At 33.4% G+C, this 24,772-nt stretch carries 22 protein-coding genes and 1 riboswitch; of the genes, 3 read left to right on the top strand and 19 right to left on the bottom strand.

Annotation, left to right across the window (positions count from 1 at the left end; translation table 11 throughout):
• Positions 1-67 precede the first annotated feature (67 nt).
• Positions 68-129, top strand: a riboswitch (Fluoride riboswitch).
• A gap of 27 nt (positions 130-156) precedes the next feature.
• Both crcB and AC6QZF_RS05235 read left to right on the top strand, forming a co-directional pair.
• Complete coding sequence (gene crcB, locus AC6QZF_RS05240) at positions 157-540, top strand: fluoride efflux transporter CrcB (RefSeq protein WP_499798825.1); 384 nt, start codon at positions 157-159, stop codon at positions 538-540.
• Between the two features lie 3 nt (positions 541-543).
• Entirely contained in the window at positions 544-909 is a 366-nt protein-coding gene (locus AC6QZF_RS05235) for a DUF190 domain-containing protein (RefSeq protein ID WP_499798824.1), read from the top strand.
• A gap of 75 nt (positions 910-984) precedes the next feature.
• Here the strand turns inward: AC6QZF_RS05235 and ade are convergent, their stop codons facing one another.
• The 17 genes from ade to AC6QZF_RS05150 form a co-directional block, all read right to left on the bottom strand.
• Positions 985-2,613 carry an adenine deaminase gene (ade, locus tag AC6QZF_RS05230; protein ID WP_499798823.1) on the bottom strand — a complete coding sequence of 543 codons (1,629 nt, stop codon included), beginning with the start codon at positions 2,611-2,613 and terminating at the stop codon, positions 985-987.
• A gap of 200 nt (positions 2,614-2,813) precedes the next feature.
• Positions 2,814-3,527, bottom strand: a complete 714-nt coding sequence (locus AC6QZF_RS05225; protein ID WP_499798822.1) for an SPOR domain-containing protein — start codon at positions 3,525-3,527, stop codon at positions 2,814-2,816.
• Between the two features lie 95 nt (positions 3,528-3,622).
• Positions 3,623-4,537, bottom strand: coding sequence for an N-acetylmuramoyl-L-alanine amidase-like domain-containing protein (locus AC6QZF_RS05220; RefSeq protein ID WP_499798821.1), 915 nt, complete (start codon positions 4,535-4,537; stop codon positions 3,623-3,625).
• The gene (locus tag AC6QZF_RS05215) at positions 4,534-5,166 is read right to left on the bottom strand and encodes a ribonuclease H family protein (RefSeq protein WP_499798820.1); all 633 of its coding nucleotides are present in this window, start codon (positions 5,164-5,166) and stop codon (positions 4,534-4,536) included. Before AC6QZF_RS05215 ends, AC6QZF_RS05220 begins: the two co-directional genes overlap by 4 nt.
• Positions 5,167-5,180: 14 nt before the next feature.
• A complete protein-coding gene (gene acpS, locus AC6QZF_RS05210; RefSeq protein WP_499798819.1) occupies positions 5,181-5,573 on the bottom strand; it encodes a holo-ACP synthase in 393 nt (130 codons plus the stop codon).
• Between the two features lie 2 nt (positions 5,574-5,575).
• Positions 5,576-6,307, bottom strand: a complete 732-nt coding sequence (locus AC6QZF_RS05205; RefSeq protein WP_499798818.1) for an SIR2 family NAD-dependent protein deacylase — start codon at positions 6,305-6,307, stop codon at positions 5,576-5,578.
• Positions 6,300-8,591 carry a coiled-coil domain-containing protein gene (locus tag AC6QZF_RS05200; protein WP_499798817.1) on the bottom strand — a complete coding sequence of 764 codons (2,292 nt, stop codon included), beginning with the start codon at positions 8,589-8,591 and terminating at the stop codon, positions 6,300-6,302. The genes AC6QZF_RS05205 and AC6QZF_RS05200 overlap by 8 nt, the downstream gene beginning before the upstream one ends.
• A gap of 110 nt (positions 8,592-8,701) precedes the next feature.
• Entirely contained in the window at positions 8,702-10,330 is a 1,629-nt protein-coding gene (pyrG, locus tag AC6QZF_RS05195; RefSeq protein WP_499798816.1) for a CTP synthase, read from the bottom strand.
• A gap of 76 nt (positions 10,331-10,406) precedes the next feature.
• Entirely contained in the window at positions 10,407-11,642 is a 1,236-nt protein-coding gene (locus tag AC6QZF_RS05190; RefSeq protein WP_499798815.1) for a DUF1343 domain-containing protein, read from the bottom strand.
• Positions 11,643-12,293 carry a hypothetical protein gene (locus AC6QZF_RS05185; RefSeq protein ID WP_499798814.1) on the bottom strand — a complete coding sequence of 217 codons (651 nt, stop codon included), beginning with the start codon at positions 12,291-12,293 and terminating at the stop codon, positions 11,643-11,645.
• The gene (locus tag AC6QZF_RS05180; RefSeq protein ID WP_499798813.1) at positions 12,277-13,074 is read right to left on the bottom strand and encodes a ferredoxin--NADP reductase; all 798 of its coding nucleotides are present in this window, start codon (positions 13,072-13,074) and stop codon (positions 12,277-12,279) included. The genes AC6QZF_RS05185 and AC6QZF_RS05180 overlap by 17 nt, the downstream gene beginning before the upstream one ends.
• Before the next feature lie 29 nt (positions 13,075-13,103).
• Positions 13,104-13,499 (bottom strand): response regulator, encoded by a 396-nt coding sequence (locus tag AC6QZF_RS05175; protein ID WP_499798812.1) that lies wholly within the window; start codon positions 13,497-13,499, stop codon positions 13,104-13,106.
• A 2-nt stretch (positions 13,500-13,501) separates the two neighbouring features.
• Entirely contained in the window at positions 13,502-15,916 is a 2,415-nt protein-coding gene (locus AC6QZF_RS05170; RefSeq protein ID WP_499798811.1) for a response regulator, read from the bottom strand.
• Between the two features lie 4 nt (positions 15,917-15,920).
• Complete coding sequence (locus tag AC6QZF_RS05165; protein ID WP_499798810.1) at positions 15,921-16,997, bottom strand: protein-glutamate methylesterase/protein-glutamine glutaminase; 1,077 nt, start codon at positions 16,995-16,997, stop codon at positions 15,921-15,923.
• A gap of 26 nt (positions 16,998-17,023) precedes the next feature.
• Positions 17,024-17,878 carry a CheR family methyltransferase gene (locus AC6QZF_RS05160; protein WP_499798809.1) on the bottom strand — a complete coding sequence of 285 codons (855 nt, stop codon included), beginning with the start codon at positions 17,876-17,878 and terminating at the stop codon, positions 17,024-17,026.
• A gap of 3 nt (positions 17,879-17,881) precedes the next feature.
• Complete coding sequence (locus tag AC6QZF_RS05155; RefSeq protein ID WP_499798808.1) at positions 17,882-18,391, bottom strand: chemotaxis protein CheW; 510 nt, start codon at positions 18,389-18,391, stop codon at positions 17,882-17,884.
• 16 nt (positions 18,392-18,407) lie between these two features.
• Positions 18,408-20,759, bottom strand: coding sequence for a chemotaxis protein CheA (locus AC6QZF_RS05150; RefSeq protein WP_499798807.1), 2,352 nt, complete (start codon positions 20,757-20,759; stop codon positions 18,408-18,410).
• A 126-nt stretch (positions 20,760-20,885) separates the two neighbouring features.
• Here AC6QZF_RS05150 and AC6QZF_RS05145 point away from each other — a divergent pair, with 126 nt between their 5' ends.
• Positions 20,886-21,554 (top strand): M48 family metallopeptidase, encoded by a 669-nt coding sequence (locus AC6QZF_RS05145; RefSeq protein ID WP_499798806.1) that lies wholly within the window; start codon positions 20,886-20,888, stop codon positions 21,552-21,554.
• Here AC6QZF_RS05145 and AC6QZF_RS05140 read toward each other — a convergent pair.
• Both AC6QZF_RS05140 and gyrA read right to left on the bottom strand, forming a co-directional pair.
• Positions 21,540-22,163 carry a regulatory protein RecX gene (locus tag AC6QZF_RS05140; protein ID WP_499798805.1) on the bottom strand — a complete coding sequence of 208 codons (624 nt, stop codon included), beginning with the start codon at positions 22,161-22,163 and terminating at the stop codon, positions 21,540-21,542. The genes AC6QZF_RS05145 and AC6QZF_RS05140 overlap by 15 nt on opposite strands.
• Before the next feature lie 54 nt (positions 22,164-22,217).
• The gene (gene gyrA / locus AC6QZF_RS05135; protein ID WP_499798804.1) at positions 22,218-24,713 is read right to left on the bottom strand and encodes a DNA gyrase subunit A; all 2,496 of its coding nucleotides are present in this window, start codon (positions 24,711-24,713) and stop codon (positions 22,218-22,220) included.
• Between the last annotated feature and the right edge of the window lie 59 nt (positions 24,714-24,772).

The raw sequence follows: 24,772 nt of genomic DNA, 5'->3' as shown, positions 1-24,772 counted from the left end.
ACCAATCCAATTCCTGTATCTTTTTCTCGAATGTTTTTGCACCGATGACAATTTTTTTATAACTTTGCAATCAAAAGGTGATGGAGTTCGCCAAAACCGCCAGCAATGGCTGATAACTCCTATAAGAAATTATAAGTAATTTTTTATAGGAGTTTTATGTTAAAAGGGGTTCTGTTAGCAGGAATAGGCGGTTTTATCGGCAGCATCACAAGATACGTTACAACTGTATTTGTTCATAAAATTTTCCCAACTAACTTTCCGTTAGGCACTTTAATTGTAAACTTAGTGGGATGCTTTTTAATTGGCATTATTCTTGGTTTATTCGAGAAAGGAGAAGTGTTGTCACCTGAGATGAGGTTAATGCTTTCAGTTGGATTTTGTGGTGGTCTAACAACTTTTTCTACTTTTACGAACGATACAATAAATTTGATAAATGATAGGGAAGTTTTGTTTTTGATGTTGTATATGGGTGTAAGTATATTTTTAGGTATTTCACTTACATTATTGGGCAAAACAGTAGTTAATTATATATGGAGATAAGCAATGAAATTAGAGGGGAAATCACAAGTTTTACGCATTTACATTGGTTCACAAGATAAATACAAACACCAGCCCACATATGAGTTCTTGGTTCTTGAAGCTAAACGTAAGGGATTGGCAGGTGCTTCCGTTTTTCGTGGTGTACTTTCGTACGGAGCAAATAGCATGATTCATTCAGCTAAAATACTAGCTCTATCAACTGATTTACCAATTGTTATTGAAATAATAGATAAAAAAGAGAAAATTTTTGAGTTCATAGATCATCTGGACGAAATTTTTACAGGGCATAATTTTGGTGGAATGATCACAACTTTCGAGGTTGATGTTGTTGTCTACCAACCACACGAAAAAGGTAAAGAAGAAAAATAAATCAAGAACAAAATAATTGAACAAACTGGCTTTGCTTAAGATTATAGTTTAGTTATGCTTTAGAAAGTATTCCTATCATACAAATAAATCAATAAATTCGAATTTTTCACCATCGAACAATCCTTTATCGCTTAATTTTAGCTTTGGTATTACGAGTAAAGCCATAAATGATAATGTCATAAATGGTGCTTGCAAGTCAGTACCTAATTCCTTTGCTTTTTCTGTGAGTTTGTTATAAAGATTAGCAGTCGATGGATAATCCATTGCAGACATAAGCCCTGCAATTGGTAGTGGAAGCAAAATACTTTCCGCCGATGTAGCAACACACAAACCGCCTTTACTATCAATAATTGCATTTATTGCATTAATCAATGAAATATCATCTGCACCCACAGCAATTATATTATGACTATCGTGAGCAACAGTCGAAGCTATTGCTCCTTTTTTCAACTTGAAATTATTAATAAATGCTATTGCTGGCTTTGCCTTTTTATAACGATTATAGACTACAAGTTTCAACACATCATCTTCGATATTTGGGACAACACAATTATTTACAATTTTAGCATCGCAAATAATTTTTTCTGTAATTAGCTCCCCATCAAGAGCTTTGATAACATTAATTTGGGAGCTCCTTGCCTCTATTTGGATGTCTTCAAGCGTAATTCTTTCGGCTTCGAAAATATTCAATTTTTCAGAGATAAATGGACTAATATATGTCACTCCATTTTCAAAAATTAATTTTCCATCAATGTATGTTCTCAAAATATTGAAATTTTGGAGATCATCAACAATGATCATATCAGCAGGATCGCCGATTCTCAGTAATCCTACATTTAGTCCATAATGTTCCATTGGTCGCAAGCAAGCCACACTTAATACGTCGAACAAATCAAAACCCATTTTCAATGCTTTCTTTACCAACAAATTAATATGACCTTTTATCAAATCATCCGGATGTAAATCATCCGAACACAACATACACATATTATTGTGCTCGGCAATAAGCTTTGATAGAACGTCAAAATTTTTTGCAGCAGAACCTTCCCTAATTAATACTTTTATTCCATATTTGATTTTTTCCAATGCTTCGGAATAAGTAAAACATTCGTGGTCTGTAGAAATTCCGAACGAAGCATACTTCTGTAAATTATCTCCAATAAATCCCGGTGAATGTCCATCAATCTTTTTATTAAGCTTTCTAGCAATGTCAATTTTATCTATTACATCAGGATCTTCGTAAATTACTCCAGGATAGTTCATCATTTCACTTAAATATTTTAAGTTATATTTCTTGAAAAGAATTTCAATATCTTCAGATGTTATCTTTGCTCCTGATGTTTCGAAATTTGTAGCAGGCACACAAGATGGTACCCCGAAGAAAAATTTCAGAGGAACACGCCGTGCATTCGTTATCATATACTCAACGCCTTCTACTCCAAGCACATTCGCAATTTCGTGGGGGTCAGAAACCACTGCAACTGTTCCAAATTTAACTACTGCACGAGCGAACTCCGATGGTGGCAGCATAGAACTTTCGATATGTACATGAGCATCGATAAACCCCGGCATAATGAATGTATTGTCATCTACTTCATCGGTATAAACAATATCTTTAATAATACCATTATCAATTTGAATATAACCTTTCTTAATGGTTCTATTAATTATATCGAGAATGTTGCCTTTTAAGATTGTGCTCATAATTAGGTTACTTTTTATTTTGTTTATTTTTATTAATCAAATAATTTTTGAAGGCTTGAATAAATTCTGGACTCAGGGAATTATTTTTTTTGCGATACTGCCCATCGTAAAAGCGAAAATTACTTACGCTTCCATTTTTGACTTTTAACTGAGAATATTTTTTTTCGTCTGAAAGTAATTGTTCTTTTTTTTTTCATGCTCTATTCTTTTTGGAATACAAAAGGGGTACATTCACACTTTTTCTCGACTTCTTTTTTCGCTGCTTCGGCTGATTCCTTTGATGAATAATTCCCAATCACAACTGCGTATTTTATTTCTCCATCAACTTCTTTTTCGATAATTTCTGTTCGCAGCTTCATTGCTAAAAAACGCTTTTTTTCGTATTCTGCTGCTGATTTTGTGGAGTATAAACCTACCTGAAGTCCCCAGCGTTGGTTCTCTGGTTGAGCTTTTGGTGTAGATTTTTCATTATTAGTTCTGTTTTTGAAATCATATTTTACAGAGGAAATCGATGAATGGACAACATCGGTCGCAGGAGCTAAAAATTCAGATTTAGGATAACTTTTTCTGAAAAATTCAAGTTCCTTTTTGGCTTCAAGGGTATCTCCAATAACAGCATAAAATTGTACAATCCTCCACTGAGCATCATCTGCCCACTCGCTATTGGGGTAATTTTTTACTATGTTTTTGTATATTTTTACAGCCCGCATTCCATCTTCCATCAAAACACCCTGGAGCAAAAGCACTCCAGGCTCATTCGGATAATCAGCCAACAGCTTAGGCATAGCTGTACGCACTTCTTCCATTTTTCCTTGTGCAACTAATTTAAGTAGAGATGATATCCTTTCAGATTGACAATAAATAATATTATTAGCTAAGAATAGAACTAACAATATTAAACAGATTTTTTTCATTTTTCTAAACAGTGAAATGAAAATAAACAAAATTTAAATAAAATTTCATAAATATTCTAATTATTTTTATTCTTTATTGCTTTTGAAATATTTTTTCAAATTTCGAGTGGTCTAACTATGCAAACACCAGTTGCAGCAGTGTTGTTGGTCAAATAATTTTGCAAAGTGTTTTCCAGTACCACTTTTTTCTGGTTCGAAGAAGCGTGTAGCAGTTTAACAGCATTATTTTCCACAACAATAAGCCCAACGTGCGAAAAATCCAAACCTGGCTTGTTTGTTACAAAGGCAACTATATCGCCTGATCGGAATTTACTCTCAATATTTTGGAATTGCTCTTTAGGAATATAATGATAAGTTCTTTTTCTTATATGTTCTTCATAAACTTCAATTTCTGCAATCATTTTTGGAACTTTTCGAAGCACTGGATAGAGTTCGGAATTCTCGGACATAAAAAACACATTGAATTGAATAGGTGTTCCACCTAAACTCTTCGAAATATCTGAGACAACTCCTTTGCTTTCGTTATCTGTAATCCAATCGGAAGTATAATGAAGTCGTGAAGTATAATCTACCAGTTTTCCTTTCCGGTATCTTATAAATTCAAGCTCGCGAGTGAGATCATTCATTGTTGCAAGTCCCTTTTTAATCATCCGGGCAAATGCAAGCGAACTTTCTATCAATGTTACGCAGTCAAATTCAATCAAATTAACGACTATTTCTTCATTTTCGCCGCTTACTTCTAGTGTTCCGCCCTCATAAGGTCTGCCTAAAAAGCATTTTGCTACTTCAATTACAACTTCACCAATATTCTTTGTTTTCCACTTATTTTGTTCAGCTTGCTTAAGTATCTTTTCAAACATACTTTCATTTGTTAAAATAATTTCTGAACTCTTATTTTTCTTAGGTCTGATTTTTTTCTTCTTTTTAGCTATGATATTACTAGCAGAGAAAAAAACACCCCCAAATGTGATAAAGTCTGTTATTTTTTTTATGAAATCTCTTCTTTTCATTTTTCTTTGCTCGACTTTAATAAAACATCAAGCGAAAAATTGAAGTTAGCTAATTTTTGATTATTACTGAATAATTCTAACGAATTATCATTTTTCAATACTAATTTATACTTTCCATCTGTAGAATGAATTTCCTGAATGCATTCGAACAAATTTACATTGGTGGAATTGTTTTTTGCTTCTATATTGGTGGAACTTGCTCCTATAGCTGCTTCCTTTGCAAGCATATCGCAACGTTCGTTCAAAACAATTCCTGAATGAGCAGGAACTTTGTTCCAATATACTTTATATTTATTGATTAACTCCCAAAGCTTTTGCACTAAATCAAGATTTTGAACCACCTTCCCATCAGATTTCTTCCAATTTTTCTTTTGCCAGGAATATATCCACTTCGTTATTGTATTAAGCAGTAATTCACTGTCTGTATTGATTTGAATTTCTTTGCTAAATTGGCTTGCGAAACTAATTGCTTCAATCGCTGCCTGGTATTCAGCCCTATTATTTGTAGTGTCAGGCAGAAATCCGCTTTTTTCAATAATATTTCCATCAATCTCTGCTATAAATGCCCAACCCCCTGGGCCTGGATTTCCCAAGCAAGCTCCATCAGTATATATATTTATTTTTTGCATTTTTTCATTAATTATTAGTTGATAACTGATTGAGATTCATCACTCATTACAATAAAAGCAACTGCATAATGCTCAGTATGTGAAATAGAAACGTCAATTCTATATTTTTCGTATTTCTCTTTCATTCTACCATCAAGCACAACGACAGGTTTGCCGTTTGTTTCGTTTATTATACCAACTTCATTGAACTTAAAACCTTGTGTAATACCTGTCCCTATTGCCTTACTAAAAGATTCTTTTACAGCAAATCGTGCAGCATAGTGAAGAAATTTCTTTTCTTTGAATTCTTCGCAATACTCAATTTCTTTGCTTGTAAATATTCTTCGAAGAAATCTATCACCATACTTTTCAATTGCACTTTTTATTCGCTCAACTTCAATAATATCTGTTCCAATTCCAAGAATCATACTCATTCCTCTTTTAACAATTTTAGTAATTTAGGTAAAGCGACGGCCGATGGTTCAGCTATTTTGAAATCAACAAATCCTGATAATACAGTTTGATTTGGGTTAATCTCAATTAGCACTGCACCATTTCTTTTAGCGTGTCTGGGCAAGTCAGCAGCAGGATATACCTCGGCAGAAGTGCCAATCGAAAAATATACTTCCGCTATTTGACTTGCATCATAAGCATTAGATAGTGCTTCTTCTGGTAACATCTCGCCAAACCATACAACTGCAGGTCTTATCTGACCACCACAGCTTTCACACTTCGGCAAACTATTATCTTCGACATTGATTTCTTTTTTATAATACTCGCCACATTTTATGCAATAATTTTCTATAATATTCCCGTGCAACTCGATAACATTTCTCGAACCTGCTCTGTGATGCAATCGGTCAACATTTTGAGTAGCAAGACTAAAAAATTCAAACATTTTTTCCATTTCAGCAATTGCATAATGCCCCGCATTTGGTTGAACATTTGCGATAATTTTGCGTCTATATTGATACCATTCCCATACAAGCTGCGGGTTCGACGTAAAGCCTTTCATACTGGCAAGCTCCATTGGATTGAACTTTGCCCATAGTCCATCTGGATCCCGAAAAGTCGCAATCCCACTTTCAGCTGATACACCAGCACCTGTCAATAGGGCAACTTTCCGAACTTTTCTAAGAATTTTTGCTACTTCATTAATCATCTTCTAAACTTTCTAATTTGTTAATTAAACTCTCTATTTGTGCTATAAGATTTTCTTTATGATTTTTACTTAATTTTATGCTTTCATTTAGTTCATTAAAATCTTCTTCTAATATCTTTATTTGTTCGTAACGGTTTTTTAATATCTCACGTAAAGCCTCATTTTTCTCTCTAAGTGTAACTATCTGTAAGTCTTTGAGAGTTTTTTCAGTATTTAAATCCATTATTAATTTATCCCGAACGGCATATAAATTTTCATCTAATTGCATTTCAGTTTGAATCTTCAATTTTTCAATTTCTTCATCCTTTCGTTGAATTTCATATTGTAGCTTTTCTATTTCTTTTGATAATTTTTCTATTTTATCGTCATCTTCTACTGGAAATAGTTCAGGCATCCTTCCATAATTTGCTTTGATATTTAACTTTTCAATTTTCTTATTCAAACTGTTTATTGTTTTGTCCTTTTCTTCGATTATTTTTTCGAGATCAATTATTTGATTCCTCAGTTCTTGAAGCTGACTGTTGATAGGAATATTGAACATATTATCGCTTAATTCAGCTACTCTATTCTCAGACTCTTGCAATTTATTTGTTAAATCATCAATAATAGCATCTTTTTCTTGAACTGATTGAATATTTTGTTCTAATTTAGCTTTTAATTCATTATTTTCAGTATTTATATCAAACAATTCTTTCTCTAAATCATTTAATTTGAGAGATTTCTCAACTGCTTTGTTGTATTTTTCAGATAATTCTAATACTTTATTCTCTTTTTCATTAATTATGTTATTTTTAAATTCTAATTCAGAGGATAGTTTGGCTTTATCTCTTTGTAATTCTGAAATTTCATTGGATAATAACCTTTTGTGTTCAATTAATTGGTCGTTTTGAATTTTTAATTGATTTACCTCTTCGAACAAAATTTCATATTTATTTTGAACAATTTGCAATGCCTCAATTTGTGCTGAAAGCGATAGATTTTCGCTCTGAATTGTAATGAACTTGTCCTGAAAATTATCAATTTGTTCTTTCAACCTTGAGATTTCATCCGCTTGTCTATTAATTAACTCCTCTTTTAAAGCAACGCTATCGTTTAGCAATTGAATGTCGTCGAGCAATTTCGTACTTCTTATTGTATAATCGTCCAACTTCTGTTTAATTTGCTCATTTTTTAATATTTCTTCTGCTAATTGCTGCGAAATTTGTTGATATTTTGATTTAATATTATGAAGTTCTGTGTTCTCTTTTTCAAGTAAATTATTCTTGTTTAATAAATCAGCATTTTTAATAAGCAATTCTGAATTATTAGCTTTAATCAGCATTATTTCATTTTCTAAATCTGTAATTTTTTCTTTGTAAGCAGAATTCTCAGTTTTGAAATTGTTAATAGTTTTATTGGAATAATCTAATTTTTCTGATAATTCAGCAATAGTATTGTTCGCATTTGCAATTTGCGTCTCGTGTTGGAAAGCTTGCTTCAAAAGTTCATTTGTTGTCAGCTCAAAATTCTTTATTATTACCTGTTCTTCTTCTAACTTCGATTTTAGCTGATTACTCTCATTTTCGAGCAGTTCAATTTTTTGCAAATAATCATTGGTTTTATTTTGAATTTCAGTAAGTTGTGTTTGTAAATCATCTACTAATGTTGATTTATTTTGAAGATCATTTTCCAGATTACGGTATTTAAAAATAATATTTTGTGCATCGGCATATTCATTTTTTAACTTCTGAATTTCTTTCTGTTTTTCGATTAACTCTAAATTTTTTCGTGTGATTTCTTTTTGAGCAAATTGAAAGTCATTAGCAATTTTAGTGAGTTCATCAATTTTCCTCAAATTTTTTGTGTTTTCAGATAATAAATCATTATAATTTGCTTGTATTATCTTTAATTCATTTATTTCTGTTTCTGCATTCTCTAATTTATTACTTAATTCTTTTACTTGCGATGAAAGATCTTCATTTTCTAATAGTAATTTATTTCTTTCTTTATAAACGTAATCATATTGTGAATATAGAGAATAAAGTTCATCGTAGCGTTTGTTGAGTTCTGTTACTTGATTAGATAGGTTGTTGATAACTTTGTTGTTTTCAAAAATTTTAGAGTTCGCCTCTTCGATGATTTTTTCTTTTTCACTTATCTCTTTGCTTAAAGCATCAATTTTTTCAATTAATTCAGAATACTTAGAATTTGAATAATTAGTTATCTCTGCTGCTTTGTTAATAGTATCCCACAATTCAGAAATTTTCTCCTTAGTACGGTAATCTATTTCTTTAGATTTGCTCATATGATGAAAAGAAACTAATCACTTCAAAAAATAATTTAAAAAAATATAAAAAAACAACAAAAAAACAAACTACTTTGTTGTAAAATATTAAATTTCCTTAAAAGATTACACTATTTTTTATTCTTGTTATTTAGTGCAGCTTTAATAAAACTGATAAATAAAGGATGACCTGTAACAGCTCTGGATTTTAGTTCAGGATGGAACTGCACACCTAAGAACCAGGGATGGTCAGGAAACTCAATTATTTCGACAAGATTACCGTCGGGGGAAGTTCCACTCATAACCATACCTTTTTCTTCGAGTAAAGATCTGAATTTATTATTCAACTCATAGCGATGACGGTGCCTTTCTGAAATTTCTTTCGAACCATATGCTTTGAAAGCAAGCGAATTCTCTTGAAGCACGCACGGATAAGCACCAAGCCTCATTGTTCCGCCTTTTTCTTTGATGTTCTTCTGTTCATCCATCAAATCAATCACGCAGTAATCATTTGTTTCAAATTCGCCACTTGTTGCTTGAGGCAATCCACATACATTTCTTGCGAATTCAATAACACTGCATTGCATACCAAGGCAAATACCAAAAAATGGTATTTTGTTTGTACGCACATATTTAATCGCAGTAATTTTACCCTCAATGCCACGGTAGCCAAAACCAGGGCCAACTAATATACCGTCTAAATGTCCAAGTAAGCTTTCTACATTTTCTTCTGTAATCTCTTCGCTGTTGATTAAATCAATGTTTACCTTACAATTATTTATCGAACCAGCGTGGATAAATGCTTCGATAATACTTTTATATGAATCAGTATATTTTGTATACTTCCCAACCAATCCAACATTAACGGAGTATTTAGGACTGCGAATTCGCTCAACAAATTTCTTCCAGGTTTCAAGTTCAAGCTCGTTGATAGGTAGTCCCATTTTACGAAGAACGATTTGTTCAAGCTCTCTTCTTGCAAATAATAACGGCACCTCATAAATCGTAGATTCTACATCAATGACTTCTATAACAGAATTCTCCTCAACGTTGCAGAATAAACCTATTTTTTGACGAAGATCTTTTGAAAGCTTATGCTCAGTTCGACATAATAAAATATCAGGTCGAATACCAAATTCCATTAAAGCCTTAACTGAGTGCTGCGTTGGTTTTGTTTTAAGTTCGCCGGCTGATTTGATATATGGAACATAAGTTAAATGAATATTCAATACGTTCTGAGGACCTCTTTCGAGCCACATCTGACGTTGTGCTTCTAAAAATGGGAGCGATTCAATATCACCAACAGTTCCTCCAATTTCAATTAATATAAAATCATATTCGCCTTCAAATATCGTCATCCTTCGTTTAATTTCGTTCGTAATGTGAGGTATCACTTGAACTGTTTTGCCTAAATAGTGCCCTTTTCTCTCTTTTGTTATTACTTCAAAGTACACTTGTCCTGTTGTTGTATTGTTCTTCTTGCTTAATGAATACCCCAGAAATCTTTCGTAATGCCCTAAATCTAAATCGGTTTCTGCTCCATCATCGGTAACATATACTTCGCCGTGCTGAAAAGGATTCATCGTCCCCGGGTCGACATTAATATATGGGTCAAACTTCATTATTGTTACTTTATATCCGCGCTGCTTGAGCAAATAGCCGAGCGAAGCTGATGCAATTCCTTTACCAAGTGAAGAAAGAACCCCACCTGTTATGAAAATATATTTAGTTTGTTTTGAATAAGTATCTTGCTCTTTCATAATTATTTCTTATTTCTAAAAAAACAAAAACGCAAAATAACATTAATTAGTAAATTAGACAAAAACTATAATCAAATTAGTATAAAAGATACTTATTACGAATTTTATTGAAGTGCTCTATCCCATGAGAGCATAAGCTTATATAGGAAAAATCATCCGGCGAAAATAATGAATTGAAATAAGTATCTGTGCCGGTAACTTTTATGAACATTTCTTTAGTTTTATTTGGAATTTCAGCCTTATTAAATAATTCGGGATGAACTGTTTTAATTGCAGATATTAGCAATGCACCATACTTCATCGGAGAATAATTTTCATTGCAAGTGAATTTGAAAAGTATACCTTCACAAGTTTGTTCTTTGAACTTTGCATAAAGTGGTCTAAACTGGGCTCTAAAGAAACTTATACCATCAAATTTGTATATATTCAGTTCTTTTAATACTTCGTCAGCCTTGAAATCAGGGCTTCCAATATATTGAAATGGCAAAGTCGTTCCAATCCCAATATTAAGTATACCCAATTCACCAAAAATTCCTACAAGGGCAGCACCACGAATTGCATCAACCGTAGGGATATGTGGAGAAGTCGGGAACCACATCAGTCCCGTATCTTCAAAACACATTTCCCTTTTCCAACCTTTCATTTGAATTACTTCAACCTGTGCTTTAATTTTTTCCCCTTTTTTATTGCTACCTAACCACCCTTCGCCTACCATCATTTTAGCTAATTCACCTATTGTCATTCCGTGAATGTAGGGGATAGGTAAAATTCCTACGAAAGACTTTTTATCTTCTTCGAGAACATTCCCGTCGATAGTAACGCCGTTTATTGGATTAGGTCTATCTAATATATATACAGGCTTATGAGCTTCCGCTGCTGTTTTGATAAAATAATACATTGTAGAAATGTAAGTATAAGAACGAATTCCAATATCTTGAATATCTACCACCAACGCATCAAGTTCCTTAATATACTTCAAATTAGGTGAGCGCTTGTCTCCATAAAGAGATATTACTGGTACTCCGTTAAAATTCGCATCGCTAACCTTTTGTCCAGCGGGTAAATTTCCCCAAAGTCCATGCTCAGGAACAAAAATGTATTTCAGGGCTAATTTGTCAGTTTTACTGAAAATCTCAGCTGTGAGAATTCCGTTAGAGTTCCTCCCCGACTGATTTGTGAGAAGCCCAATTTTTTTCTTTTGCAAAGGAGCAAAATTATTCTCGACTAATACATCAATCCCTAAACTAATATTTGCGGAAATTATCGAAGCTGTCGGGAGAAGGAAAAATAATATTTTAAGGAAAAACTGCATTTAGTACTGTATTGCAGCCAAAAAAGAATTGAAAATCTTATTGAATTCTTTTTGAGTTGGCATTTCGTTACCTAGAATTGTCATAGGCAATAATGTAAATTCATAGAATTGTCCAATTGATGAGACAAATACAGCTGATTTTGCCACAATTGCTCCATTTGTAGTAGAGAATTCATATTTAACAAAGTCTTTGTTCCCAATTTGAAGATTTTGATATTTCCCAACTAGTTTGACTGCACCTGCCGACTTTTGGGCACGTCTTGCAAAACATTCACGTGCTACATCAAACAATATATCGACATCAATTTTTTCATCCTCTAAGTTTATTTTTTGCGTTGGTAAATTTACAGAAGTAAAAATTGCACATAAACTATAATCTGGGTTGCAAACTACTGCCAGAACATCTGCCGATGAACGCTGCTCAGTATCGACAAAAAACCACTCTTTCGGAATAAAAGAAACCATATCGCCTTTGTTTGAACGCAGAATTATATCGGACATCGGTATTTCAGGTCTGGGGCTTAAAATTGCAGATTGCTCGTAGTCCTGCTCTTTGTCGGCTTGTTCTTTGACAACAATACAAGAGGAAACACCAAATATCAAAATAGAAAAAAGCAATATTTTGACTAAGGGACTAATACTCTTCGACATGCAAAGAACCCGGGTTAGTTTGAGTATGCTTGGTGTAATTATATTTCTCTAAAAATTTAGAGACTGATTCAACCATTTTGGGATTGCCACACAAGAAAAAGTGTGTTTTTCCCGGATTAATTTCTATTCCGACATTTTCGAGCAAACCATTGTCTAGATGATTTTCGATATATCCTGTAAGTCCATTCCAATTTTTATCTGCTTTGAGCAATGTAGGAAAATAATAAAAATTATCAAAAGAATTTTGTATGAAAGTAAGTTCTGAATAGTACCCTAAATCCCAAGGATATGCAGCTCCGTGCAAAACTGCTAATTTAATATCCTGGTTATCTTTTATGTGCGACCGAAGAAAGCTTATATACGGTGCCAAGCCTGTTCCGGTGGCAATCATAACAATGTTGCATCCCTTTGGTGTGTCTTTCAGCCTAAATACTCCAAGAATTTCCTCATCAATCCACATCCTGCTGCCTTGGGACAAAGCAAAAAGTCTTGGAGTAAGTTGTCCAGATTTGACCTGACTAATATAAAATTCAAAATTAGATGTTTCGTGATTTGCAGATGCTATTGAATATGGTCTTTTAATTAAAAAATCCGACGGCAATTGTTCCAACGTTATAACTGAATTTGCTGAACGCTGTTCCCTTGCTAAAACTCCTATCGTAGTGTATTGTCCAGCTTCAAATTTTTCTCTTGGAGTGTCTGTCCTCACTCGTAAAATCATTAAGTCAGGTGTTAGTAAAATTTTCGCAACAACTGTTGCATTATATGGTGATGATTTCATACTTTACTACAATTTAATAAAAAACAAAATTAACTCAAAAGCTCCAAATCAACAAGTACTTTTACAACTTTGTCTTTATCAACTGGTTTAATCAAATATGCTTCAGCTTGATTTGTAAATGCTTTCTTAATGTTGTTATAATCATCTAAAGCCGTTGTCATTACAATTTTCACCCCGTCTAATCCCATTATTCCATTCATTTTCTCTATTTCACGAATTTTAGCTAATACTTCTTGCCCGTCCATTTCTGGCATCATTATGTCTAAAAAGACAACATCGTAGAGAACACCAGTAAGATGAGCTGATGTAAATAATTCAATTGCTTGTTCACCATTTTCAGCAACATCGCACTCCCCAAATGCACTCAATATTTCCTGCATTACCTGGGAAGTAATATAATCATCTTCTACAACTAAAGTTCGCATAATTACCTCGATTTGTTATTTTTATTTTCGATATATCTTTCTAAATATTGTATTACTTTATTTATTTCTTCTCGGAAATTTCGAAATAATTTACCTAAATTTCTATTGAAATTATTTCTACTCAAACGATTAATTTCACTAAGAATTTTTATGGCTTTTTCTGCTCCAAAATTCCCAACTTCGGATTTTAATTTATGTGATATTCTATCTACTTGCTCTAAATTATTATCTAATATTGCTTTTTCTAAATTGTTTATTTGTTCTGGTGAGTTTTCAATAAAATATTTAATTAGCTTATTTAGTAATGCTTCATTATGATTGATAGAAACAAGTAATTTAGTGAGATCAATAGTATCGTTAGTGATATTAGGTGAATACTTAATAAGAACATCAAAAAAATTTGACCATTCAATTGGCTTGGTAATAATATCATCAAACCCTGCTTTCATAATTGTATCAATTGTTTCATCATCATCGTGTGCAGTTAGAGCAATAATTGGTGTATGTTCTAAGCTACTTTTCGCCTCTATTTCCAACAACGTTTTAATAGTTTCAAATCCATCAATCTCAGGCATTTGTATGTCTAAAAGTATTACGTCAAACTTTTCGTTCGAATAATAATAAACCCCCATCTTACCATTCTCAGCAATTTTGTATTTACAATTTGTTGAATTTAATGCTTCTTTCATTACTTCTTGATTAATAAAACTATCTTCAATTATTAGTAACTTGAGAGACAAGTCCTTGAAATTACTTGATACTTCTGATAAAGTTTTCGTTTTTTCTTCTTGTTCTTCTTGCATTCCGTCGGATACTTCAAATGGAATAGTGAAATGAAAAACAGAGCCTTCTTCTACTGTGCTTTCACAATAAATTTCTCCACCCATCATTTCAACAATCTCTTTTGAAATATACAAACCTAATCCTGTCCCTCCGTATTTACGAGTTAAGTTGTCATCAATTTGGCTGAAACTTCTAAATAGCTTCTCGATCTTATCCGAAGGAATACCAACACCTGTGTCTCGAATATCAAATCGAATTATAACTTTATTCTGAACCTCCTTAATTTTAATAACGGAAATTTCGACGAATCCCTCATCAGTAAACTTAATCCCATTTGAGACAATATTAACTAATACTTGCTGCAATCTAATGGGATCGCCTAACACTTTTTGAGGTATATCGTGAGTTAAGTTAAGTTTCAATTCTATCCCTTTATTTGCTGCTGAGTAATATAGCAGATCATATACATTATTTACCACTTCTTCCAAACTAAATGTAACTCTATCTAATCTTAATTTTCCCGTTTCAAGCTTCGACCAATCCAAAATATCATTAATAATATTCAGCAATGTTTCACCTGAATGCTTAACAATACGAAGTGTTCTTTTCTGTTTTTCGTCGAGTTCAGTATCCATCAACACACTTGTCATTCCCAGAATGCCATTCATCGGGGTTCTTAATTCGTGAGTAACTTTTGCAAGAAAAAGACTTTTGAAATGATTTGCTTCTTCGGCAGCTTCTTTTGCTTTTATTAATTCTTTTTCTGTATTTTTTCTAATTTCTATTTCTTCCAGAAGCTTTTGATTGATTTTCTCTAATTCAAAAGTTCTTTCTTTAATCTTTTGTTCAAGAATTTCATTATATTCCTTTAATTTGTTCTCGATAGCTTTTTTTTCAGTAATATCATCGGCAACCAGCACAAAACAAGAGATTAAATTGTTTTCTCCATAAACAGGTGAAATTGATACATTCAAATAAATATCGTAATTGCCATTATTGATTAGTTTTAATTCTCCTTTCCAATTACTTTCTTTTTCAACTGCCTCAATAAAATCAACTATATTGTCACCCCAAAAAATATTTTTGATGTTTTCATCTTCAAAAGATTCTTTTGTGAAATTTGTAATTTCACATAATTTGGGGTTGTGATAAGTTATTTTTCCATCAGAATTAAATATAACTATGAGACCGGGTGAATGCTCAATTGCGGAATACAGTAACTTTATCTTTTCTTGTTGCTTGTGGTATTCTTGCTCTAAAAATAATGAATTCGCAACCGAATCTAATATTTCTAGCAGATTTTCTCTTTTAACGGGTTTGACAATGTATTGATTAATGCCAATTTTTATTGCGTCGAGCAATACTTCTTTATTGTCAAACGCAGTTGTAAAAATAATTGGTACTTGTGCGTTGATTTCGCGTATTTGACGAGCCAACCCCAACCCATCAAGAAATGGCATACCAATATCTGAAACAACAATATCAGGTGAATGTTCCATAAAAAGCTCAAATGCTTTCAATCCATTTTCTGCTGAAAGGACTTTTTCAAACCTTGATTTTAATATAGTTTGAATGGTTAATAAAGAAGGTGGGTCATCTTCAGCAATTAATACAGTTAGTGGAAATTTATCCATATATTTAACTTGACTGTTTTACCAATTTAATTAATGCATTAGGAATTTCATTTAATGGTAGCTGGATATCCACTGCTCCAATATCATAAGCAACCTTTGGCATTCCATATACCACACAAGTTGCCTGATTTTGTCCAATCGTTTTCGCACCTGCCTCTTTCATTGATTTCAGACCTGTTGCTCCATCGTTGCCCATCCCCGTTAATATCACCCCAAAAGCATTTGCTCCAACGCTTTCAGCAACGCTGAACATCATTACATCCACCGACGGACGATGCCCGTTTACTTTCTCTCCTTCGAGTATCTGTATCTTATATTGTCCTCCCGAACGATACACTTTCATATGGTAGTCGCCAGGGGCAATATACACACGTCCGTTTAATATCCTATCGCCATCCTCTGCTTCTTTCACCTGCATATATGATGTTTCGTTCAATCTATCAGCAAATGTTTTTGTGAAACCTTTGGGCATATGTTGCACTATTACAATTCCGGGCATAAAGGGTGGCAATTGCTCAATAACTTTTCTGATTGCTTCTGTCCCACCAGTGGAAGCCCCAATTGCAATAACTTTATCAGTTGATTCTGCCAATGCTTTATTTAAGGCAGCTTCATCCTTCGATTTCTTATCACTGACAGGGATTTCTCTGTTTTTCCAATGCGAAACATTTGCAGTTGATGCTATTTTTATCTTAGTTCGCAATTCTAACATCATTTCGCTTAATCCACGAGCAACATCTGTTGCCGGCTTGGGAACAAAATCCACTGCTCCTGCCTCAAGTGCCTGCATTGTAATTAATTTCCCGCGTTGAGTGAGCGAGCTAACAACAACAACTGGCAATGGATATTGGGGCATCAATTTACGAAGAAATTCAATGCCATCCATTTTGGGCATTTCTATATCAAGAGTAAGTACATCTGGCTTTAATTTAACGATTAAATCTCTTCCGACATACACATCCGGTGCTGTTCCTACAACCTCTATTGCTGGATCGGTAGATAATCCTTTTGACAAAATATCTCTTACTAATGCAGAATCATCAATAATTAATACTTTTATTTTCTTAAATAAATTCGACACAACTCCCTCCAATCTGAAAAAATAATTTATGCTTTTTTATAAACAGCTGGCTTCAAATAAACATATTTTGTTTTAGTCCTATTCAGGGTTTCAGAATGACCTATAAATAAATATCCATTTGGTGCTGTGAATTGATAAAACTTGTCCACTAACCTTTCTCGCGTAGGTTCATCAAAATAAATCATTACATTCCTACAAAAAATCACATCAAATGGGCTTTTAAAAGGAAATCTTTCATTCATTAAATTAAATCTTCTAAAAGTAACTTCACGTTTCAAAGCGTCGATTATTTCCCATTCGCCTGTTGGTAGTTGCTTGAAGTACTTTTTCTTAAAGATATCGGGCAATGGCTGAACTCTTTCATCGGGGTATATTCCCTTCTTAGCTTTTTCTAATACAGTCAATGAAATATCTGTCGCAAGCACTCCCGCCTTCCATTTATAGTAATCTTTTCCGAAATATTCCATCATTAGCATAACCAAAGTATAAGGCTCTTCACCACTGGAACACCCCGCTGACCACACTCTAATATCAAAATTATTTGTTTTTTTTGCTCTTGCTTCAATTTCGGGTAATACAATGTCAACAAAATACTCAAAGTGGTCAATTTCTCGTCCAAAAAAAGTATGATTTGTCGAAATAACATTGGCAAGCTCGCTTAACGCTTCACCTGATTTATCATTAATCAAAAACTGGTAATATTCCTTGAATGTTTTGAAATTAAGCTTCCGTAATATTTTTTGTAATCGTCCATTCACCAAAGAACGCTTCTCTTCGGTCAAGTTAATTCCAATGTTTTTATAAATCAAGTCTCTAATGAGCTTGAATTCTTCATCTGTTACTTCAACAAACTCTAAGGATCGTATTTCCCTGATATCCATATTTTACTCTTTTTCGTTAATAGTGTTATTAGTATCATACAATAATTTATTAATATCGAGGATGATTTTTAAATTTTCACCAACTCTTCCAATCCCTTTAATAAACTTACTATGTGAACCTTTATTTGTTTGAGGTGGAGGCGATATCTGCTCTGGCAGAATCTTGATGACTTCTGCTACCTCATCGACTATTAAACCAATTCCATTATTATTGACATTTACTATTATTATACAGGTTCTATCATTATATGGTATTTCTGGTATGTTAAATCTTTTTCTTACACAAATAACTGGATATATTATCCCGCGTAAATTAATTATTCCTTTGATAAATGACTTAATATTGGGAACAGGTGTGATATTTTGAATGCCAATAATTTCAGTTACATACTCTATCTCAAAAGCATATTGCTCGTCGCCTGTTTTAAAGGTTAAATACCTGTCTTCAAGAGTATTCTCAGTATCGAGCTCTACTCCTGCATCCTCTACTTCATATAAATCTTCAGTTTGCATAATTATTTACCTCACATTATCCAACAACTACTGATTTTTCAGATAATTCTATTAAACTTTCAATATCTATGATTAACCCAATCCCACCATCTCCTAATATCATACATCCAGTTATTCCTGATACCTTTCCGATATAATCCGACAATCCTTTTATTACTGCTTGCTGCTGACCTATTATCTCATCAGCAAACAAAGCCACTTGTTTTTCCCTCGATTCTATTATTATCATTATGCCTTTTTCCAAATCATAACTATCCGGCACTATATTAAATAACTCGTGTAGGCGGATTACTGGCAGCACATCGTCACGCAATTTGCATACTTCTAATCCGTCCATTGTTTTGGAAATCATATTTCGATTTACTCTAAACGATTCTGTTACAGCAAGCAGAGGTAATGCATATCTTGATTGGCCTACTCTTATCAGCATTGCATCCATTATTGCAAGTGTAAGCGGTATCCTTAAAGTAAATGTAGAACCAACTCCTTCCTTGCTTTCAATATCAACTGAACCGTGTAGCTTTTCAATGTTCTTACGGACAACGTCCATTCCAACGCCACGCCCAGAAATATCAGTTACTTGTTCAGCTGTAGAAAAACCAGGTTCAAATATTAACTGAAATACTTCTTTATCCGTCATTTTATCTGTATTACCAGATATAATACCTCTTTCCTCAGCTTTTTTCAATATCCTATCTCTATTTATTCCTGCTCCATCGTCTTTAACAATTATCAGTATCTCATTTCCTTCATATCTCGCTTTCAAACTAATAGAACCGTATTCAGGTTTCCCTTTTTGAATACGAACCTCAGGCGGTTCAATCCCGTGGTCAATTGCATTTCTGAGTATATGAACAAGTGGATCTGCGACTTCATCTATAACATTTTTATCCATTTCTGTTTCTTGACCTGATATTTCAAGGTTTACTTTTTTGTTCATTTTCAACGAAACATCACGAACAAGTCTTTTCATCTTATTGAATAAATTTTCGAGAGGCATCATTCTTACCGACATCGCAACTTCTTGCAACTCTCGGGTGATTTTATTCAACATATTTGCTGATTTCAAAAAGTTTGGCAATTCAAGTCCTTGCAAATCAGGACTATTTGTTACCATCGTTTCGATTGTTATTAATTCACCAACTAAATCGAACAATTTATCAATCTTACTTGTCTCAACGCGTATATCTTTTTTAGCCATTGATGCAGGAGGTGTACTTTTAGCGGCAGTCATTTCTTCTTGTTTCGGAGCGATTGCTTGTTTAATTGGCTTCGTCTCATCTTTCTTAGGCTCCGCTTTTAGAGTTTGTTTTGGTATTTCTTTCTCCACACTACTTGTGTCTTGTTCAGTTTCCTCATCATAAATTTCAAAATCTTCCGATTGGTTAAAATCATTTTCAGATAATGTATCCTTTGCTTGGGGAACAACTCTTGAAGCAATATTTGTTTCTGCGATTGTTTCTTGAAAAGCTTTCGATTTATTACCTTCGGGCGATAAAGCATTTAATCTATTACGAATTGTTTCGATGTTACTCAAAAGAATGTTTACTATAGTTGTATCGATCTGTAGTTCTTTATTTCTTACTGAATCCAATATTGATTCCATCTCCATTGATATTTCTTCGATCTCCGATAGTCCCATAAACCCTGAATTACCTTTTAAACTATGAATAACTCTAAATGTATTGGCTATCAATTCATAATTGTTGGGCTCATTTTCAAGTATTATTAGATTATTTTCTGCAGTATCAATTAATTCATAGGCACTCGATAAATATTGTTCTAACAATTCATTTGAAACAAGAGATTCCAAACCATTAGAGAGTTGATTATTTTGCTGTGCTTCAAACATAATTTCTTCCTCAAATTCACTGTTAAATCCCTCCCGCTGATTTGTTGTCTCGTTGCTTACTGGTTCACTTTCGTCAGAAAGAAAAAAATCTTCCTCGCTTAATTCGGGGTTTTGAACCCGATTGATAGCATCGCGAATGATTAATATCATATCTTCAGCTTCTGCTTCCGCATTTCTATCTGTTAAATTTTCACTTACTCTATTTAGTAAATCACGTAGAAAGTCAAACACCGAATAAATAATTGATATTATGTCTTCGCTTTGGACTTTATTTTGCTTGCGCATTATATCCAGTAGAGTTTCTGCTTCGTGAGTAACTCTATTGATTACAAACATTTCAAAAAAGCCTGAAAGTCCTTTTAGCGTGTGGAATACTCTAAAAATTGAATTTACAAACTCTGAATTATCCTTTAACTTTAAATTTTCAACTAATGGCTCGTTTGTATCAAGCGAATCCAATGACTCTGATACAAACTGCATAATCATCTCGCGAGTTTCATTATCCATTTGCGACATAATACAATCTCAATTATTATTAATTAATTTTATATGCTTTATCGGTATTTTTGACTAAAATATTTAGATTTTATTTTGATATTATTTAAAAAAAATTACATCACGTTTTTTTTCTTAATTTTGCATATGCAAATTGAGATATTTAAAATAATTCGTTCTAATAGAAAAACTATTGCTCTTAAAATTGATAATCAGTCTAACTTGATTATTAAAGCACCCTCGTCCGTTCCTCTTAGTTATATCCAAAAAATTGTTCAACAAAAGCAAAATTGGATAATTGCAAAAAAAATTGAAGTTCAAAATAGAAAGAAATTTACTCGTAATCTTTCTGATGGTGCTTCTATAACTATTTTCGGTAAAGATTACATTATTCAATATGTTGATAACCTTCAATTTGCTCTTCATTTAAAAAATCAATTATTACAAGTTGCAAACGACCAATCAAAGTATATTAAACCTCTTCTCAAACACCTTATTATTAAAATGGCAAAAGAGTTTTTTAGTGTGCATGTTGCTAAATGGGCTTCTATTATGGGGGTAAAATATAACCGCATTTCTATTAAAAACACAATTTCGCGTTGGGGAAGCTGCTCATCCTTAGGCAACCTGAATTTCAATTGGAAACTTGCTTTCGCACCAGTGGAAATTATCGAATATATTGTAATTCACGAACTCTCTCATTTAAGATATTTAAACCACTCTGTTGATTTTTGGAATGAGGTTAGAAAATATTGTCCCGAATACAAAAAACATAAAAAATGGCTAAGAGATAACGCACAACTACTTGAGCTCTAATTCCTGCAGTACCTTTTTTATTATATCCCAATTATATCCTCTATTGAGCAAATGATTTGTCACCGATTGTCTTTGCTTTTCTGTGGGTTTGCTCAGAATTGCTTTCAATTTTTTTTCTGCTAATTTCAGTGCGTTTTCAAAATCTATCTCTTCATTGTATAAATAATCAATTTGCTCCTCGATGATTTTTTTTTCAATACCTTTTTGCAACAATTCAATTTTTATTTTGTTAATTCCCCATTTTTTGAATTTTGCTTTTTCCTGTATAAAAAGTGCAGCATATTTTTCGTCGTCAATCAATTTATACTCTTTCACAAAATCGATAGCAAACTTAATAACTTCTTCTCCAAAACCAGATTTCCTTAATTTTTCAAAAACCTGTCGTTCCGTCCGTGTCGTATATGTAGCATAATTATAAACAACTTGTTTTGCCTTTAACAGTTCATTTTCAAAAATAATATTCGAATATTTTTCATTGCTTATTTCCTGACCTGCCGATAATGCAAATTTTACGATAATATCATTATTGATTTCAACATTCGAACCGTTATCAAACTGAATAATGCTTGAATTCTTTGATGATTGCACTATTTTTGTTATTTTTAGCATAAAAAAGGGGTAATTACTACCCCAAAAATATAACAGAATAACTAAATATCAAAATTATAACAATCGTGCTTGAACGTCATCGGCGATTGTTTCATTTTCATTGTTGTCTTCGTTGTCATCATTTTCGTGATTTACTATTGTGACGTCTGCTATCCTGTCTCCTTCGTCTAAACGAATTAGCTTCACACCTTGTGTGTTTCGTCCAATTGTCCGGATTGCAGAAACAGGTTGGCGAATGAGAATACCTTTTTGTGTAATGACAATTAAGTCGTCTAAATCAGATGCAGTAAGCAATCTAACGACTTTACCTGTTTTTTCGGTAACATTCATTGAGATAACGCCTTTTGCGCCGCGTCGAGTTAATCTGAAATCCTCAAATTTCGTGCGTTTCCCATAGCCATTTTCTGATACAACAAGTACTTGTACGTCGTTTCTATTAATTACAATCATCGAATTTACATAATCATTGTCATCAAGGTTAATTCCAGTAACACCCATCGCACTTCTTCCCATTGAACGAACATCAGTTTCCCGGAAACGGCAAGCGATACCATTATTTGTGCCTAAAATTATATCTGATGCTCCGTCTGTCAATCTAGCGCTTATTAATTCATCGTTTTCATCTAAATTTATTGCTATTATTCCACTTTGCCGAACGTTAGAAAAAGCGTCTAACTCTACTTTTTTCACTATTCCGTTTCTTGTTGCCATCATTATGTAATGATTGTCGTCAAAACTCCTCACCGGACAATAAGCAGTAACTTTTTCATCGCTTTGGATTTGAATTAAATTTGCCAATGAGCGACCCTTTGCCTGGCGACTTGCTTCCGGAATGTCCCATACCTTTATCCTATAACAGCGCCCCTTATTTGTAAAAAACAATAAATAATGATGAGATGAAGTTTGGAACACGTGCTCTACAAAATCATCTTCATACGTCGAAGCGCCTTTTATTCCTCGACCGCCTTTATTTTGTCTGCGGTAATTCGATACAAGTGTGCTTTTAATAAAACCACGATGCGTAATTGAAACGACCATCTCTTCATTTGCAATTAAATCTTCGTAGGACATATCTTCAGAGTCTGGAATAATCTCAGTACGACGTTCGTCTCCATATTTATCCAGGATTTCCTTCAATTCATCATAAATTATTTGCATCTGGAGTTCTTTGCTTGCAAGAATTGCTTTCAACTTCTCTATTAGTTGTAAAATTTCGCGATATTCTTGTTGAATTTTCTCTCTTTCCAAACCTGTAAGTCTTTGCAAACGCAAATCTAATATCGCCTTTGCTTGAATTTCCGTCAAATTAAACCGACTCTGTAGCTGTTCAGATGCTGTTTGTGGGTCCTTTGCAGCACGAATAAGCGCAATAACCTCATCTAAATTGTCAAGGGCAATAATGAACCCTTCCAATATATGTGCTCTTTTTTCAGCAGCTGTAAGTTCAAATTGAGTTCTACGAACAACTACTTCAACACGATGATTAAGGAAATGTTTCATTATCTGGAGCAAATTCAACACCTTGGGTCTTCCCTTGACCAACGCGAGCATATTTGCCCCAAAAGTTACTTGCATATTCGTATGTTTATAAAGATTATTAAGAACAACTTTTGGTGTTGCTTCGCGTTTGAGTTCTATTACTATTCTCAATCCATCGCGATCAGATTCATCACGAATATCAGAAATGTCATCTATTACTTTGTTACGAACAAGGTCAGCAATTTTTTCGATTAGTGCAGCTTTATTGACTTGATATGGTATTTCTGTTACAATTATTGAAGTCTTGCCACTTCTATTTTCCTCAAATGAGGCTCTTGCTCTGATAATTATTTTCCCACGACCTGTTAAATATGTATCACGAACACCCTGATACCCATAGATTATTCCACCTGTTGGGAAATCCGGCGCAGGACAATATTTTATCAATTCCTCTACTGTAATTTCTGGATTTTTTATTAGTGCGTGTAAAGCGTGAATAACATCGCGAATGTTATGCGGTGGAATATTTGTTGCCATTCCTACAGCAATGCCGCTTGCGCCATTTAGCAATAAGTTAGGGATTACCGTAGGCAAAACAACAGGTTCTTTCAAAGAATCGTCAAAATTAGGTTGAAAATCAACAGTATCCTTATCTATATCTCTTAACATATGGGTGGCTATATGCGCCATTCGAGTTTCTGTATAACGCATTGCAGCAGCAGAATCACCGTCTATCGAACCAAAGTTCCCTTGTCCATCCACAAGTGGATAGCGCATTGCCCAATCTTGTGCCATGCGAACCATTGCTTCGTACACAGAAGAATCCCCGTGTGGGTGGTATTTACCTAATACTTCGCCCACAAGTCTGGCTGATTTCTTATATGCTCGATTTGGAAGTAACCCCATTTCATTCATTGCATAAAGTATTCTACGATGAACTGGCTTCAGTCCATCTCGTACATCTGGCAATGCACGAGATACAATTACAGACATTGAATAATCCAAATACGAGCTTTTCATCTCGTCTTCTATAAATGCTTGCTTGATATTTAAGCTACCTAATAAGGACATTTTCTTTCCAGAGTGATAAATATTAACTAACAAAATTAGTAATTTTTTGGCTCTTATTC

The sequence above is a fragment of the Eximiradius sp. genome (genome assembly GCA_937127445.1).
In the GTDB taxonomy this organism is placed as follows: Bacteria; Bacteroidota; Ignavibacteria; order Kapaibacteriales; family UBA2268; genus JAKIZO01.
The sequence above is the reverse complement of the archived record's forward strand: the minus strand, read 5'-3'. Positions and strand labels throughout refer to the sequence as shown.

What these genes read in the sequence shown, in the direction of transcription:
- AC6QZF_RS05185 (WP_499798814.1), bottom strand. Translation starts at nt 12,293, where the DNA reads ATGTCGAAGAGTATTAGTCCCTTAGTCAAAATATTGCTTTTTTCTATT.
- crcB (WP_499798825.1), top strand. Translation starts at nt 157, where the DNA reads ATGTTAAAAGGGGTTCTGTTAGCAGGAATAGGCGGTTTTATCGGCAGC.
- AC6QZF_RS05215 (WP_499798820.1), bottom strand. Translation starts at nt 5,166, where the DNA reads ATGCAAAAAATAAATATATATACTGATGGAGCTTGCTTGGGAAATCCA.
- AC6QZF_RS05200 (WP_499798817.1), bottom strand. Translation starts at nt 8,591, where the DNA reads ATGAGCAAATCTAAAGAAATAGATTACCGTACTAAGGAGAAAATTTCT.
- AC6QZF_RS05175 (WP_499798812.1), bottom strand. Translation starts at nt 13,499, where the DNA reads ATGCGAACTTTAGTTGTAGAAGATGATTATATTACTTCCCAGGTAATG.
- AC6QZF_RS05220 (WP_499798821.1), bottom strand. Translation starts at nt 4,537, where the DNA reads ATGAAAAGAAGAGATTTCATAAAAAAAATAACAGACTTTATCACATTT.
- acpS (WP_499798819.1), bottom strand. Translation starts at nt 5,573, where the DNA reads ATGATTCTTGGAATTGGAACAGATATTATTGAAGTTGAGCGAATAAAA.
- AC6QZF_RS05180 (WP_499798813.1), bottom strand. Translation starts at nt 13,074, where the DNA reads ATGAAATCATCACCATATAATGCAACAGTTGTTGCGAAAATTTTACTA.
- ade (WP_499798823.1), bottom strand. Translation starts at nt 2,613, where the DNA reads ATGAGCACAATCTTAAAAGGCAACATTCTCGATATAATTAATAGAACC.
- AC6QZF_RS05150 (WP_499798807.1), bottom strand. Translation starts at nt 20,759, where the DNA reads ATGTCGCAAATGGATAATGAAACTCGCGAGATGATTATGCAGTTTGTA.
- AC6QZF_RS05205 (WP_499798818.1), bottom strand. Translation starts at nt 6,307, where the DNA reads ATGATTAATGAAGTAGCAAAAATTCTTAGAAAAGTTCGGAAAGTTGCC.
- AC6QZF_RS05155 (WP_499798808.1), bottom strand. Translation starts at nt 18,391, where the DNA reads ATGCAAACTGAAGATTTATATGAAGTAGAGGATGCAGGAGTAGAGCTC.
- pyrG (WP_499798816.1), bottom strand. Translation starts at nt 10,330, where the DNA reads ATGAAAGAGCAAGATACTTATTCAAAACAAACTAAATATATTTTCATA.
- AC6QZF_RS05225 (WP_499798822.1), bottom strand. Translation starts at nt 3,527, where the DNA reads ATGAAAAAAATCTGTTTAATATTGTTAGTTCTATTCTTAGCTAATAAT.
- AC6QZF_RS05160 (WP_499798809.1), bottom strand. Translation starts at nt 17,878, where the DNA reads ATGGATATCAGGGAAATACGATCCTTAGAGTTTGTTGAAGTAACAGAT.
- AC6QZF_RS05140 (WP_499798805.1), bottom strand. Translation starts at nt 22,163, where the DNA reads ATGCTAAAAATAACAAAAATAGTGCAATCATCAAAGAATTCAAGCATT.
- AC6QZF_RS05170 (WP_499798811.1), bottom strand. Translation starts at nt 15,916, where the DNA reads ATGGATAAATTTCCACTAACTGTATTAATTGCTGAAGATGACCCACCT.
- AC6QZF_RS05235 (WP_499798824.1), top strand. Translation starts at nt 544, where the DNA reads ATGAAATTAGAGGGGAAATCACAAGTTTTACGCATTTACATTGGTTCA.
- gyrA (WP_499798804.1), bottom strand. Translation starts at nt 24,713, where the DNA reads ATGTCCTTATTAGGTAGCTTAAATATCAAGCAAGCATTTATAGAAGAC.
- AC6QZF_RS05145 (WP_499798806.1), top strand. Translation starts at nt 20,886, where the DNA reads ATGCAAATTGAGATATTTAAAATAATTCGTTCTAATAGAAAAACTATT.
- AC6QZF_RS05190 (WP_499798815.1), bottom strand. Translation starts at nt 11,642, where the DNA reads ATGCAGTTTTTCCTTAAAATATTATTTTTCCTTCTCCCGACAGCTTCG.